Origin of the sequence: Georgenia alba (genome assembly GCF_042665525.1) — a bacterium.
Lineage (GTDB): Bacteria > Actinomycetota > Actinomycetes > Actinomycetales > Actinomycetaceae > Allobogoriella > Allobogoriella alba.
In genome coordinates, this window is the sequence record NZ_JBHTCQ010000003.1 from 69,333 (window position 1) to 83,232 (window position 13,900).

Annotated in this window: 7 protein-coding genes; 3 read left to right on the forward strand and 4 right to left on the reverse strand. The window is 73.5% G+C overall.

Annotation, left to right across the window (positions count from 1 at the left end):
• Positions 1-13: 13 nt before the first annotated feature.
• From glgP to ACFQQL_RS14275, 4 genes are all read right to left on the reverse strand, one after another.
• Positions 14-2,596, reverse strand: coding sequence for an alpha-glucan family phosphorylase (gene glgP, locus ACFQQL_RS14260; RefSeq protein WP_382395538.1), 2,583 nt, complete (start codon positions 2,594-2,596; stop codon positions 14-16).
• Positions 2,597-2,672: 76 nt separating this feature from the next.
• Positions 2,673-4,154, reverse strand: coding sequence for a sodium:solute symporter family protein (locus ACFQQL_RS14265; RefSeq protein WP_382395540.1), 1,482 nt, complete (start codon positions 4,152-4,154; stop codon positions 2,673-2,675).
• Between the two features lie 47 nt (positions 4,155-4,201).
• Positions 4,202-4,597: a RidA family protein gene (locus tag ACFQQL_RS14270; RefSeq protein ID WP_382395542.1), complete on the reverse strand. Its 396-nt coding sequence runs from the start codon at positions 4,595-4,597 to the stop codon at positions 4,202-4,204.
• 54 nt (positions 4,598-4,651) lie between these two features.
• Entirely contained in the window at positions 4,652-5,917 is a 1,266-nt protein-coding gene (locus ACFQQL_RS14275) for an amidohydrolase family protein (RefSeq protein ID WP_382395544.1), read from the reverse strand.
• A 142-nt stretch (positions 5,918-6,059) separates the two neighbouring features.
• On the opposite strand from ACFQQL_RS14275, the gene ACFQQL_RS14280 reads away from it, so the two are divergent.
• From ACFQQL_RS14280 to glgB, 3 genes are read left to right on the forward strand one after another with little or no spacing between them, the layout of a single operon-like run.
• Complete coding sequence (locus ACFQQL_RS14280) at positions 6,060-8,123, forward strand: alpha-1,4-glucan--maltose-1-phosphate maltosyltransferase (protein WP_382395546.1); 2,064 nt, start codon at positions 6,060-6,062, stop codon at positions 8,121-8,123.
• Positions 8,120-10,156: a maltose alpha-D-glucosyltransferase gene (gene treS, locus ACFQQL_RS14285; RefSeq protein ID WP_382395548.1), complete on the forward strand. Its 2,037-nt coding sequence runs from the start codon at positions 8,120-8,122 to the stop codon at positions 10,154-10,156. Before ACFQQL_RS14280 ends, treS begins: the two co-directional genes overlap by 4 nt.
• Entirely contained in the window at positions 10,156-13,896 is a 3,741-nt protein-coding gene (gene glgB, locus ACFQQL_RS14290; RefSeq protein ID WP_382395550.1) for a 1,4-alpha-glucan branching protein GlgB, read from the forward strand. The genes treS and glgB overlap by 1 nt, the downstream gene beginning before the upstream one ends.
• The last annotated feature ends 4 nt before the right edge of the window (positions 13,897-13,900 follow it).

Consider the following 13,900-nt stretch of genomic DNA (forward strand, 5'->3'; position numbering starts at 1 on the left):
AGCCGCTACCGGCTCAGCTCGCGGAGGTCGCCAGCCCCAGCTCGGCCGGGCCGTCCATGAGCGCGTTCTTCGGCACGATCCGCACCGTGTACCCGAACGGCCCGGTGCCGTCGAGCACGTGCGTGCCGGAGAAGGCGTGCCGGCCGCCCTCGTAGGACTCGGTCAGCTCCAGCGGGAAGAGGCGCAGGTCGGTGAGGTTGTCCTCGTCGTCGACCCGGCCCCCGACCGCCTGGACCTCGACGTCCTGCGGCGTGAGGTCGTCGAGCGCGACGTAGGCGGTCACCGAGACGGGGTCCCCGACGTTGACGACCTCGCCGATCCCCTCGGACTCGACGTGGTCGACCCGGACGGACGGCCATGCGGCGCGGACCCGCGCCTTCCAGTCGGCGAGCACCCGAGCCTGCTCGTGCCCGGGACCGTCCAGGGCACGCGAGGCGGCGGCCGCCGGCGTGTAGAGCTCGGTGACGTACTCCCGCACCATCCGGGTGGCCTGCACCTTCGGCCCGAGCGTGGCGAGCGTGTGCCGGACCATCTCCATCCAGCGGCGCGGGACGCCGCCGTCGTCCCGGTCGTAGAACCGGGGGACGACGGTGTCCTCGAGGAGCTCGTAGAGCGCGGAGGCCTCGAGCCGGTCACGCTCGGCCGGGTCCTGGACGCCGTCGGCGGTCGGGATCGCCCAGCCGTTGCGGCCGTCGTACCACTCGTCCCACCAGCCGTCGAGGATCGAGAGGTTCAGGGCGCCGTTGAGCGCGCACTTCATCCCGGACGTGCCGGAGGCCTCGAGCGGACGCAGCGGGTTGTTGAGCCAGACGTCGCAGCCGGGCATGAGCCGCTGGGCCATGGCGATGTCGTAGTTCGGCAGGAACACGATGCGCTCCCGCACCCCGGCGTCGTCGGCGAACTGGACCAGCCGCTGGATGAGACCGACGCCCTGCTCGTCGTCCGGGTGGGACTTGCCGGCGACGACGATCTGGATGGGCCGCTGGGGGTCGGTCAACAGCCGGGTGAGGCGCGCGGGGTCGGAGAGCATGAGAGTGAGGCGCTTGTACGTGGGGACCCGCCGCGCGAACCCGATGGTCAGGACGTCCGGGTCCAGCACGTCGTCGGTCCAGCCGAGCTCGGCGGGTGACGCGCCGCGGTCCAGCCAGGCCTTGCGCACCCGCCGGCGCGCCTCGTGCACCAGGGCGGTCCGCAGCCGGCCGCGGAGCGTCCACAGCTCCTCGTCGGACAGGCCGCCCTCCTCGGGTGGCAGCCGGAACCCATCGCCGGAGGCGATCTGCTCGTCGGTGAGCCGCTCCCGGGCCAGGGACACGAACTGCGGGTCGGTCCAGGTGTCCCCGTGCACGCCGTTGGTGATCGAGGTGATCGGCACCTCGCTGACGTCGAAGCCGGGCCACAGCTGGTGGAACATGCCGCGGGAGACCTTGCCGTGCAGCGTCGCCACGCCGTTGGCGCGGCGCGCGGTCCGCAAGCCCATGATCGCCATGTTGAACACGGCCGGGTTGCCGCCCTCGAAGTCCTCCGCCCCCAGGGCGAGGATCTTCTCCAGGGGCACCCCCTCGAGCGCGGCGCCGCCGCCGAAGTACTCGCCGATCAGGTCCGTGCCGTAGCGGCTGATGCCGGCGGGCACCGGGGTGTGGGTGGTGAAGATCGTGCCGCCCTTGACGGCCTCGAGAGCGGCCTCGAAGGTCAGGCCCTCCTCCTGCACGAGCTCGCGGACGCGCTCGACGGACAGGAACCCGGCGTGGCCCTCGTTGCAGTGGAACACCTGGGGTGCCGCGGTCCCGGTGAGCCGGCAGTACGTCCGCACGGCCTTGACCCCGCCCATCCCGAGCAGCAGCTCCTGCCGGAGGCGGTGGTCGGCGCTGCCGCCGTAGAGCCGGTCCGTGACGCGGCGGGCCGCGTCGTCGTTCTCCACGACGTTGGAGTCCAGGAGCAGCAGCGGGACCCGGCCCACCTGCGCCACCCAGATCTGGGCGTGCAGGCGCGTGCCGCCCGGCAGCCCCAGCGACACCCGGGCGGGGGTGCCGTCGGTCTCGCGCAGGAGGGTGAGCGGGAGGTTGTCGGGGTCGAGCACCGGGTAGGTCTCGTGCTGCCAGCCGTCCCGTGTGAGGGACTGCTTGAAGTAGCCGGAGCTGTACAGCAACCCGACGCCGACGATCGGCACGCCGAGGTCGGACGCCGACTTCAGGTGGTCGCCGGCGAGGATGCCCAGGCCGCCGGAGTACTGGGGCAGCACCGCCGTCGTGCCGTACTCCGCCGAGAAGTAGGCGATCGTGTCGGGCTTGTCGGGGTCCTCGAGCTGCTGGAACCAGCGCGGCTCGGTCAGGTAGGTGCGCAGGTCGGCGTCGAGCCGCCCGACCTCGGCGATGAGGCTCCGGTCCTCCGCCAGCTGGGCGAGACGGCGCGGGCTGAGCGAGCCGAGCAGGGCCACCGGGTCGCCGTGCACCCGCTGCCACAGCTGCGGGTCCAGCGAGGCGAACAGGTCACGGGTCGGGGCGTGCCAGGACCAGCGCAGGTTCAGCGCGAGGGTGTCCAGGGGCGCCAGCGACTCGGGGAGCACGTTACGGACCGTGAAGCGTCGGATGGCTCGCACGACGCCGAGTCTAGGGCCGCCGGCCGCCCGCCGAGACGTGACGGACGCCGAGGCGGCCCGCCCACGTCCACGGCGGCTACCCCTCGCGGGCCCGGAGGGCGTCTGCGGTCTCCAGGTGGGCCCTCTCCTCACGCAGCACGCGCAGCGCCTCCTCGCTGCTGACCCGGTTCCGCGGCGTCACGAGGCTCACCACGACGCCCGCGACGAGCGCGGCGGCGAGCGACGGGATGACGGCGTTGCCCCAGAACTCGGTCAGCGGGCCGCTGCTGTTGACCACGAGGGCCGCGGCCGAGCCGCACACCATCGCGGCGATGCCGCCCGGCCACGTGGCCCGCCGCCAGAACTTCCCGAGCAGCGACGCCACGAGCAGTCCGGTGAGGATCGTGGCGATCATGGTGGTGATGTACTCGATGATCGTCTCGGCCGCCAGGGCGAACACCAGTGCCAGGCCGAGAACGGCACCGAGCCCGAGGCGGGAGTAGAGCACCACCCGGTCCGCTCGCGGGACCCGTCCGGTCACGAGCTGGGCGACGTCGCGGATGAGGATGCTGACGCCGACGATGGCGTCGGAGTCTCCGGAGGACATGGTCGCGGACAGGCCGGCGATGAGCAGGAACGCCCCGACGAACGCCGGGAAGAGCTCGGTGGCGAGGTACGGGAAGGCCATGTCCGGGCTCGGCAGGTCCGGCGCGAGCCGGCTGGCCGCGATGCCGGCCACGGCGGGCAGCGCGGAGAAGGCCGCGAAGAGCAGCCCGGCGAGCAGGAAGCTGCGCCGCACCGTCCGCACATCGGCGGCGGCGTAGATCCGCTGCCGGTAGGACGGCCCGGCCACGACGCCGACCGCGATCACCAGCGCGAGGGAGACCGCGGGCAGCGGGCCGAGCGCGTCGAGCCCGAGGGCGCCGGCCGCCTCGGCCGACGTGCCCTCCGACAGGCCGGCCGGCCCGCCCACCTTGACCAGCGCCAGCACCGCCAGCAGCGTGAAGCCGAGGAAGAGCAGGGTGCCCTGGATCGCGTCGGTCACGACGACGGCCAGGTAGCCGCCGATGATGGTGTAGATGCCGAAGCCGAGGGCGATGACGATCTTCGCCGTGTCGTCGCCCATGCCGGTCAGGTACGACAGGTAGATCGCGCCGCCCATGATGTGCGCGCCGAGCCAGCCGACCGAGGCCAGGAAGAGCAGGACGGCCACCAGGCCCTTCACCACGCGGTTCGCGCCGTAGTAGTAGCTCATCTCCTCGGCGAACGTCATGAAGCCCTTGTCCCGGACGTCGGCGAAGAGCCACAGCAGCGCGAAGACGCCGACCGCGCCGCCGATGCCGTACAGGGCGCCGGCCCAGCCGCTCTCGTAGGCGTACCCGACGGCACCCAGGCTCGATCCGGTCCCGACGAGCGTGGCGAGCGTGGTGCCCATGACCAGCGGGGTGCGGAGCTTGCGTCCGGCGAGGAGGAAGTCCTCCCCGTCGCGGGTCCGCATCGCGACCCACCAGCTGATCCCGATCATCAGCAGGACGGCACCGGCGAGCGGGACCAGGAATCCGGGATTCGGCTCGATCATGTCGTGGCTCCTTCGGGTGTGGGCGGGTCGTCGTGCCGGGCGGAGCCTCAGCGGCGGGGCGTGTACAGCACGGCGTCCACCTCGATGAGGAAGCCGGGAAGGTCGGCCTGGATCGTGGTCCGGACGGGCGGCTCGTCGCCGAAGTACTCGGCGAAGATCTCGTTCATCGCGGCGAAGTCGTCCTGGTGGCGGAGGTAGACACGGGCCTGGACGGCGTCCGCTAGGGAGGAGCCGGCGGCCGCGGCGATCGCGGCGAGGTTGTCGAAGGTCTGCCGGGCCTGCTCGTCGAAGCCGCCCTCGACGAGGGAGCGGTCCGTGCGGTGCGGCGTGGCACCGGCCAGGTACACGAAGTCCCCGGCGATCGCGGCGTGCGAGTAGGGGCCACCGGGAGGGGCGGCGTCGGGGGTGATCAGGACCTGCTTGCGGGTGGTTGCGTCGGTCATGTGTCCTCCTTCGGGACGGTGGGTGGTGCGGATGTCGTTGATCGGTCGGTGTGGTCAGGGGGCTTGGTCCCGCGGGAACGGCTCGTCGAAGTCCTCCGGACGCTCGAGCGTCGGGGCGGCGTCCCGCAGGCGCCGGACGCGCTCCGCCTCCGCGGCGCGCTGGGCGTCGGACAGCGGCACCCAGGGCGGGGGCGGGGCGGCGGCGGCCGGGGGCAGCAGCCGTCCGGCCACGTAGGTGGCGGTGTTGCGGAGCCGGAGCGGCGCGTGCCGCACCTGCCGGTGGACGTCGAGGGTGGGGAACGAGCCCTCCTCGACGTCGAAGACCGCGATGTCCGCCGGCGCCCCGACGGCGAGGGTCCCGGCGTCGAGGCCGAGCGCCCGGGCGGGCCGGACGGTGACCGCGGCGACGGCGTCGGCGAGCGGCATCCCGGCGGCGAGCGCCTTGCCGAGCACGGTCGGCAGGTCGAACGCCGGACCGTGGACGGACCGGATGTGCAGGTCCGTCGAGACGATCGGCCGGAGCCCGGCGGCGAGCTCCGCCTCGAGCACGTCGAAGGCGAACGCGCCGGAGCCGTGACCGAGGTCGAGCAGCACGCCGGCCTCGACGAGGCCGTGCAGCACGTCGGTGGGCCGGCCGTCTCGCACGAGGTCGGTGGCCGCTCCGGTGGCGCAGTGGGTGAGGATGTCGCCCGCGCCGAGGTGGGGGGCGACGTCGGCGACGGTGGGCGGCCCGTACCCGATGTGCACCATGAGTGGCCGCTCCAGGGCGTCGGCGAGCTCGCGGGCCCGCCGCAGGGGCTCGAGCCCGTGCTCGGCGACGGTATAGCGGTCGATGCGCGCCTTGACGCCGCGGACCAGGTCCCGGTGCTCGGTGGCGACGGCGCAGGCGGCCGCGACGTCGAGGTTCTCCAGCTCGCGGTGCTCGCCGGTGCGGCCGACGAGGCCGATGCCGGAGACGTTCAGGAGCGCGTGGATGCGCACGGGGGCCGGCTCGACCACGCCCCGGCGGAAGGCGGCCATGCCGTAGGCGCCGGCCGAGCCGGCGTCGACCCAGGTGGTCACCCCGGTGCGCCAGGCGAGCGGTGCGGGGTCGACGCCCCAGTAGGTGGCGCCGTGCCACACGTGCGTGTGCAGGTCCACCAGACCCGGCACGACGAGCTGCCCGGAGACGTCCACGACGCGAGCGGCGGCGCCGCTCAGTCCGGGACCGACGGCGTCGATCCGGCCGCCACGCACGGCGACGTCCGCGACGCCGTCATCGACCTGACCACTGCCGGTCGGCTCCAGGACCCGGCCGCCGCGCAGCACGAGATCCCACACGCCGGGTCACCGTCCTTCCGCACTCCTCGTGCCGGCGACTATGGCACACGCTCGTCCGATACCCGTCGCGGACGATCACCGCGTGGGACGCGACGCCCGTGCGCCCCTGCGTGCGAGCGGCAGACCTGGTTAGGTTCGTCGTGTGACCAGCACGCAGCCAGCGCAGTCCACGTCTCCGCGGCCCGTCCCGGCACCGTTCGCGCCGATCGGGCGGATCCCCGTCGTCGAGGTCTCCCCCGTCATCGAGGACGGGCGCTGGCCCGCCAAGGGCACGGTCGGCGAGGCCTTCCCGGTCCGGGCCACCGTCTTCCGGGAGGGGCACGACGCCGTCGCCGCCACCGCCGTGCTCATCGCCCCGGACGGCACCGACCACTCCTGGTCCCCGATGGTCGACGTCGCCCCCGGGCTTGACCGCTACGAGGCGTGGCTGTGCCCGGACGCCCCCGGTGACTGGGGGTTCCGGATCGAGGGCTGGTCGGACCCGTACGGCACGTGGCTCCATGACGCGACCGTCAAGGTGGCGGCGGGCGTCGACGTCGAGCTCATGCTCGCCGAGGGCACGCTCGTGCTCGAGCGGGCGGCGCGGAGCCCCATGCCGGAGGATGCCGCCCAGATCCTCGCCGACGCCGTCGCCGCCCTGCGGGACACCGGCCGTCCACCGCAGGCGCGGCTGGCCGCGGCCACGGGCGAGGAGGTCCGGGCGGTCCTGGCCGCCCACCCGCTGCGGGACCACGTCTCTCCGTCCGCCACCTACCCGCTGCGCGTGGATCGCGAGCGCGCCCTGTACGGCTCGTGGTACGAGATCTTCCCCCGCTCCGAGGGCGCGCACCGCGACCCTGCCACAGGCGAATGGGTCTCCGGCACCCTGCGGACCGCCACCGAGCGGCTCCCGGACATCGCGGACATGGGCTTCGACGTCGTCTACCTCACCCCGGTCCACCCGATCGGCACGACGAACCGCAAGGGCCGCAACAACACCCTCGAGGCCGGGCCCGGCGACCCCGGGTCGCCGTACGGGATCGGCAGCCCCGACGGCGGCCACGACGCCATCCACCCGGACCTCGGCACCTTCGCCGACTTCGACCACTTCGTGGCCCGCGCCCGCGAGCTCGGCCTGGAGGTCGCGCTCGACGTCGCGCTCCAGGCCTCGCCGGACCACCCGTGGGTCACCGAGCACCCGGAGTGGTTCACCACCCGCGCGGACGGCACCATCGCGTACGCCGAGAACCCGCCGAAGAAGTACCAGGACATCTACCCGCTCAACTTCGACAACGACCCCGAGGGCATCTACGTCGCGATCCGCGACGTGCTGCTCACCTGGGTCGAGCACGGGGTGAGCGCGTTCCGTGTGGACAACCCGCACACCAAGCCGCTGAGCTTCTGGCAGCGGCTGCTCGCCGAGTTCCGGGAGCGGCACCCGGACGTGCTGTTCCTCTCCGAGGCGTTCACCCGGCCGGCGATGATGCGCACGCTCGGGGCGATCGGCTTCCACCAGTCCTACACGTACTTCACGTGGCGGCACACCAAGGAGGAGCTCGGCGACTACCTGCTCGAGCTGGCCCGGGAGACGGATGCCCGGATGCGGCCGAGCTTCTGGCCGACGACGCACGACATCCTCACCCCGTACATGCAGCAGGGCGGGCGGGCCGCCTTCGCGATCCGCGCCGTGCTCGCCGCCACCGGGTCGCCCACCTGGGGCATCTACGCCGGGTACGAGCTGGTCGAGAACGTCGCGCGTCCGGGTGCCGAGGAGCAGATCGACAACGAGAAGTACGAGTACAAGGAGCGGGACTGGGCGCGGGCCGAGTCCCTCGGGATCGCGGACCTGCTGCGCGAGCTCAACCGGATCCGCCGCGCCCACCCGGCGCTGCAGCGGCTGCGCGACGTCCACGTGCACCCCACGACGGACGACGCCACCCTCTGCTTCTCCAAGCGGCTGCGCGCCGAGCACTCACCGACCGGCACGGAGGACGTGGTCATCGTCGTGGTGAACCTCGACCCGTACGCCACCCGGGACGGCCTGGTGCACCTCGACCTCGAGGCGCTCGGCCTGACGGCGACGGCTGCGCCGACGGACGGTGACGTCCCGCTGATGGAGGTCCACGACGAGCTCGGCGGCGAGACGTACTACTGGGGCTCGCACCCGTACGTGCGGCTGGACCCGCACGTCACGTGCGCGCACGTGCTCGCGGTGAGGCCGCTGTGAGTCCCTCGAGGGTGCAGCCGCCGTCCGGCGTCCCGCCCGAGCCGCCGGCGGGGACGCTGCCCCCGCGCGTCCAGCCCGTCCGCGACCTGGGGACGGACCGGCCCGGGCTGGGCGAGGAGAGCGACTGGCACCGCACCGCGGTGTTCTACGAGGTGCTGCTGCGCGCCTTCCATGACTCCGACGGCTCCGGCATCGGCGACCTGCGCGGGCTCATCAACCGGCTCGACTACCTCCAGTGGCTCGGCGTGGACTGCCTGTGGCTGCCGCCCTTCTACCCCTCGCCGCTGCGCGACGGCGGCTACGACGTCTCCGACTACACGTCCGTGGACGAGAAGTACGGCACGCTCGAGGACTTCGCCGAGCTCATGGAGGACGCGCACGCCCGGGGCATCCGGATCATCATCGACCTGGTGATGAACCACACCTCGGACCAGCACCCGTGGTTCCAGGCCTCCCGGTACAACCCCGACGGCCCGTACGGCGACTTCTACGTCTGGTCCGACACGACGGAGCGGTACGAGGACGCGCGCATCATCTTCGTCGACACGGAGACCTCGAACTGGGCGTTCGACCCGGTCCGCCGCCAGTACTACTGGCACCGGTTCTTCTCCCACCAGCCGGACCTGAACTTCGAGAACCCGGCCGTGAAGGAGGCGATGTTCGACGTCGTGCGGTTCTGGTGCCGCACGGGCGTGGACGGCTTCCGGCTCGACGCCGTGCCGTACCTGTACGAGGAGGAGGGCACCAGCTGCGAGAACCTCCCGGCCACGCACGAGTTCCTCGCCGACCTGCGCGCGATGGTCGACGCGGAGTTCCCGGGGACGATCCTGCTGGCCGAGGCGAACCAGTGGCCGGAGGACGTCGTGGCCTACTACGGCACGGCGGACCGGCCCGAGTGCCACATGTGCTTCCACTTCCCCGTCATGCCGCGGCTCTACTACGCGCTGCGCGAGCAGCGGGCCGGGGCCATCCGCGACATCCTCGCCGACACGCCCGCCATCCCGCCGGGCGCGCAGTGGGGCACGTTCCTGCGGAACCACGACGAGCTGACGCTGGAGATGGTCTCCACCGAGGAGCGTGCCGCCATGTACGGCTGGTACGCCGAGGACCCCCGCATGCGCGCCAACGTCGGCATCCGGCGCCGGCTGGCGCCGCTGCTGGGCAACTCGCGTGCGGAGATCGAGCTCGCCCACGCCCTGCTGCTGTCCCTGCCCGGCTCGCCCACGCTGTACTACGGCGACGAGATCGGGATGGGCGACAACATCTGGCTGCCGGACCGCGACTCCTCCCGCACCCCCATGCAGTGGACCCCGGACCGCAACGCCGGCTTCTCGACCTCCGACCCGGGCAAGCTCTACCTGCCCGTGGTGCAGTCCCTGGTCAACCACTACGCCGCGGTCAACGTGGAGGCACAGCTCGCCCAGCCCACGTCGCTGCTGCACTGGGTCCGCGGGATCCTCGAGGTGCGGCGGCGCCACCCGGTGTTCGGGCACGGCGACTTCGTCCCGCTCGAGGTGGACAACGACGCGGTGCTCGCCTTCACGCGGTCCGACGCGTACGAGACGCTGCTGTGCGTCATGAACCTCGCGAACACGCCGCGGGCGGCGACGATCTGGCTGCCCGGGTACGCCGGGCGGCACCTGACGGACGTCTTCGGCGGGGCCCGGTTCCCCGCGGTCGCCCGGGACGGGCACGTCTCCCTGACGCTCGGGTCGCGCGACTTCTTCTGGCTCGTGGTCTCCGACGCGGACGAGACCGAGGACGCCCCGCTCGGCGGCATCCCCGCCGAGGTGCCGCCGTCCGGCGAGGAGCCGGAGGTGCGGGTCACGACGGAGGTCCACACGGTCAGCCCGGCGCACCCCGCGCCGCACGGCCACGCCCGGCCCAGCACCTACGTGGTGCCGACGACGTCCTCCGCGCCGCGGGCACCCGGCCTGCCGCCCACGGCCGGTCCGCCGTCCCGGGCGCCCGCCGCCCCCGCGGCCGGGGACGGCACGCCCGCGGCGGCCACGCCGGAGGAAGCGGGTTCCTGATGCCTGGGCTCGACTCGCAGCTCCGTGCCCTGCTCCCCGGGTGGCTGGCGCAGCAGCGCTGGTACACGGGCAAGGGCCGCGAGCCGCGGCTGCGCCGGATCGGTGGTCTGCGGCTGGCGGCGCCCACCGGACCCGGCGAGAGGAGCGGGGTCGACGTCGAGACCCACCTCGTCCTCGACGAGGCCCCGACCGTGCCGGTGCTGTACCAGGTGCCGCTCACGTACCGGGACGCCCCCCTGCAGGGTGCCGCGCCGCAGGCGCTGGTGGGCACGGCCGACAGCGGGGGTGCCCGGCGGTGGGTCTACGACGCCTGCCACGACCCGGTGGGCGCCACCGCACTGCTGCGGTGCGTCACCGAGGAGCTCGAGGTCGCCGGCGACGGTGCCGGGACCGGCGACGGGCCCGACAGCGGCACCTGGGCCGAAGGGCACCACACCGGCCTGCTGCCGCCGCTCGAGGTCCGCGGGTCCCGCGTGCTCGCCGGCGAGCAGTCGAACACGTCGGTCGTGCTGCACGCGGCCGACGTCAGCGGCAGCGCCGGCGAACCCGTCGACCGACCGCTCATCCTCAAGGTCTTCCGGGTCCTGCACGCCGGCCGGAACCCCGACGTCGAGCTGCAGCAGGCCCTCGCCCTCGCCGGCTCGCCGCACGTCCCCGCCCCCGTGGGCGACCTGCTGGGCCGGTGGCCCGGCCCGGACGGCGCGCCCGTCACCGGGCACCTCGCCGTCGTCCAGGAGTTCCTGCCGGGCGCGCCCGACGCGTGGCGCGTCACCCTCGCGGCGCTGCAGCGCGCCGAGGACCCGACGGCGAGGGCCCGGGCCCTCGGCGAGGCGACGGCGGAGGTGCACGCCACCCTGGCGGCCACCCTGCCCACCACGCCCCCCGACGAGGACGCCCGGGCCGCGGTCCTGGCCTCCTGGCGCGCGCGGCACGCAGCCGCGGCAGCCCTGGTGCCGGCCCTCGACGCCCGGCACGACGCCGTCGAGGCCGTCTTCGCCGCGGGCGCCGCCGCGCCCTGGCCGGCCCTGCAACGCATCCACGGCGACTACCACCTCGGCCAGGTGCTCGACGTCCCGGGCCGGGGATGGGTGCTGCTGGACTTCGAGGGCGAGCCGCTGCGGCCCCTCGCCGAACGCACCGCGCCCGACCTCCCGGAGCGCGACGTCGCCGGGATGCTGCGGTCCTACGACTACGCGGCGGCGTCGGTCGAGATCGCCGGCCACGTCGACGGGGACGCCGCACGAGCCTGGGCCGAGCGCGCCCGCGAGGCGTTCCTGGACGGCTACGCCCACCTGACGCGCAGCGACCCGCGGGACAACCCCGCCCTGCTGCGCGCCCTCGAGCTGGACAAGGCGCTCTACGAGGTGGCGTACGAGGCCGGCAACCGTCCTTCCTGGCTTCCCGTCCCGCTCGCCGGGGTCGAGCGCATCCTGGGTCCGGGCCCGGATGCCCCGGCCGGTCCCGGCGCGACGCCGCCTCGGGCGGCGAGACTCCCGACGGACGGTCACGATGGGAGAGTGAGCAGCATGAGCGAACCGGTCCCGGTGGATCCCGACCTGCTGCGCGAGGTCGCCCACGGCCGGCACCACGACCCGCACGCCGTCCTCGGGGCGCACCCCGGCGAGGACGGGGTCACGATCCGCACGGTGCGGCACCTGGCCGACGCCGTCGCGATCGTCACCGCGGACGGGACCTACGACGCGACGCACGAGCAGGACGGCGTCTGGGTCGCCGTCGTACCCGGCAGCGAGGTGCCGGACTACCGGGTGCGGGTCGCCTACGGCGAGCGCACCCAGGTGACGGACGACCCGTACCGGTTCCTGCCCACGGTCGGCGAGATGGACCAGTACCTCATCGGCGAGGGCCGGCACGAACAGCTGTGGCAGGTCCTCGGCGCACACGTGCGCCGCTACCCCAGCAGCCTGTCCGACGACCACGGCGCCGACGGGGTGGAGGGCGTCGGGTTCGCCGTCTGGGCGCCGAACGCGACCGCTGTCCGGGTGGTCGGGGACTTCAACGCCTGGGACGGGCGCGGCACGTCCATGCGGGCGCTCGGCTCCACCGGCGTGTGGGAGCTGTTCGTCCCCGGCATCGGCCCCGGCGAGCGCTACAAGTTCGAGCTCGGGCACCGCGACGGCACCTGGCAGCACAAGGCCGACCCGCTCGCGCGCCGCACGGAGGTCCCGCCCGCGACCGCCTCCGTCGTCGAGGAGTCCGACTACGTGTGGGGCGACGAGGAGTGGCTGGCCCGGCGGGCCGCGTCGGATCCGCACGGCGGCCCGATGAGCGTCTACGAGGTCCACCTGGGCTCCTGGCGGCCGGGCCTGAGCTACCTGGAGCTGGCCGAGCAGCTCGTGGAGCACGTCCAGGCGCACGGCTTCACGCACGTCGAGCTCATGCCGGTCGCCGAGCACCCGTTCGGCGGGTCCTGGGGCTACCAGGTCACCTCCTACTACGCGCCGTCGAGCCGGTTCGGCTCCCCCGACGAGCTGCGCCACCTCATCGACCGGCTGCACCGGGCGGGCGTCGGTGTCATCGTCGACTGGGTGCCGGCGCACTTCCCGAAGGACGCGTGGGCCCTGGCGCGCTTCGACGGCACGGCGCTGTACGAGGATCCGGACCCGCTGCGCGGGGAGCACCAGGACTGGGGCACCTACGTGTTCAACTTCGGCCGGCGGGAGGTGCGGAACTTCCTCGTCGCGAACGCGCTGTACTGGCTCGAGGAGTTCCACGTCGACGGGCTGCGGGTGGACGCGGTCGCCTCGATGCTCTACCTCGACTACTCGCGCAAGCCCGGTCAGTGGCGGCCGAACGTGCGCGGCGGACGGGAGAACCTCGAGGCCATCAGCTTCCTGCAGGAGACCAACGCGACCGCCTACCGCAAGACGCCCGGCATCGTCATGGTGGCCGAGGAGTCGACCGCGTTCCCGGGGGTGACGGCGCCGACGTCGGCCGGCGGGCTGGGGTTCGGCCTGAAGTGGAACATGGGCTGGATGAACGACACGCTCCGCTACCTCGCGGAGGAGCCGATCAACCGGCGCTATCACCACGGCGAGCTCACGTTCTCCCTGGTCTACGCCTTCTCCGAGCAGTTCGTCCTGCCGCTCAGCCACGACGAGGTGGTCCACGGCAAGGGGTCGCTGCTGCGCAAGATGCCCGGCGACCGGTGGCAGCAGCTGGCCGGGGTCCGCGCGCTGCTGGCCTACCAGTGGTCCCACCCCGGCAAGCAGCTGCTGTTCATGGGCCAGGAGTTCGCCCAGGAGGCCGAGTGGAGCGAGTCCCGCGGGCTCGACTGGTGGCATCTGGACGACCCGGGCCACGCCGGCGTCGCGCGGCTCGTGGCGCGCCTGAACGAGATCTACCGGCAGCGGCCGGCGCTCTGGTCGGACGACTTCAGCCACGGCGGCTTCGCATGGATCGAGGCCGGCGACGGCGACCACAACGTGCTCGCGTACCTGCGGCGCGAGCGCGCCGACGGCGAGGACGACGCCGGCGCCGGCGTGGTGGCCTGCGTGGTGAACTTCGCCGGCACCCCGCACGAGGGCTACCGCATCGGCCTGCCGCACGCCGGCGGCTGGCTCGAGGTCCTCAACACCGATGCCGAGGAGTACGGCGGCTCCGGTGTCGGGAACCTCGGCCGGGTGGTCGCCGAGGAGCAGCCCTGGCACGGCTACCCCGCGTCGGCCACCCTGCGCGTGCCGCCGCTCGGCGCCGTCTGGCTGGTGCCGGACGACGGGTAGCCCC

What these genes read in the sequence shown, in the direction of transcription:
- glgB (WP_382395550.1), top strand. Translation starts at nt 10,156, where the DNA reads ATGCCTGGGCTCGACTCGCAGCTCCGTGCCCTGCTCCCCGGGTGGCTG.
- ACFQQL_RS14265 (WP_382395540.1), bottom strand. Translation starts at nt 4,154, where the DNA reads ATGATCGAGCCGAATCCCGGATTCCTGGTCCCGCTCGCCGGTGCCGTC.
- ACFQQL_RS14270 (WP_382395542.1), bottom strand. Translation starts at nt 4,597, where the DNA reads ATGACCGACGCAACCACCCGCAAGCAGGTCCTGATCACCCCCGACGCC.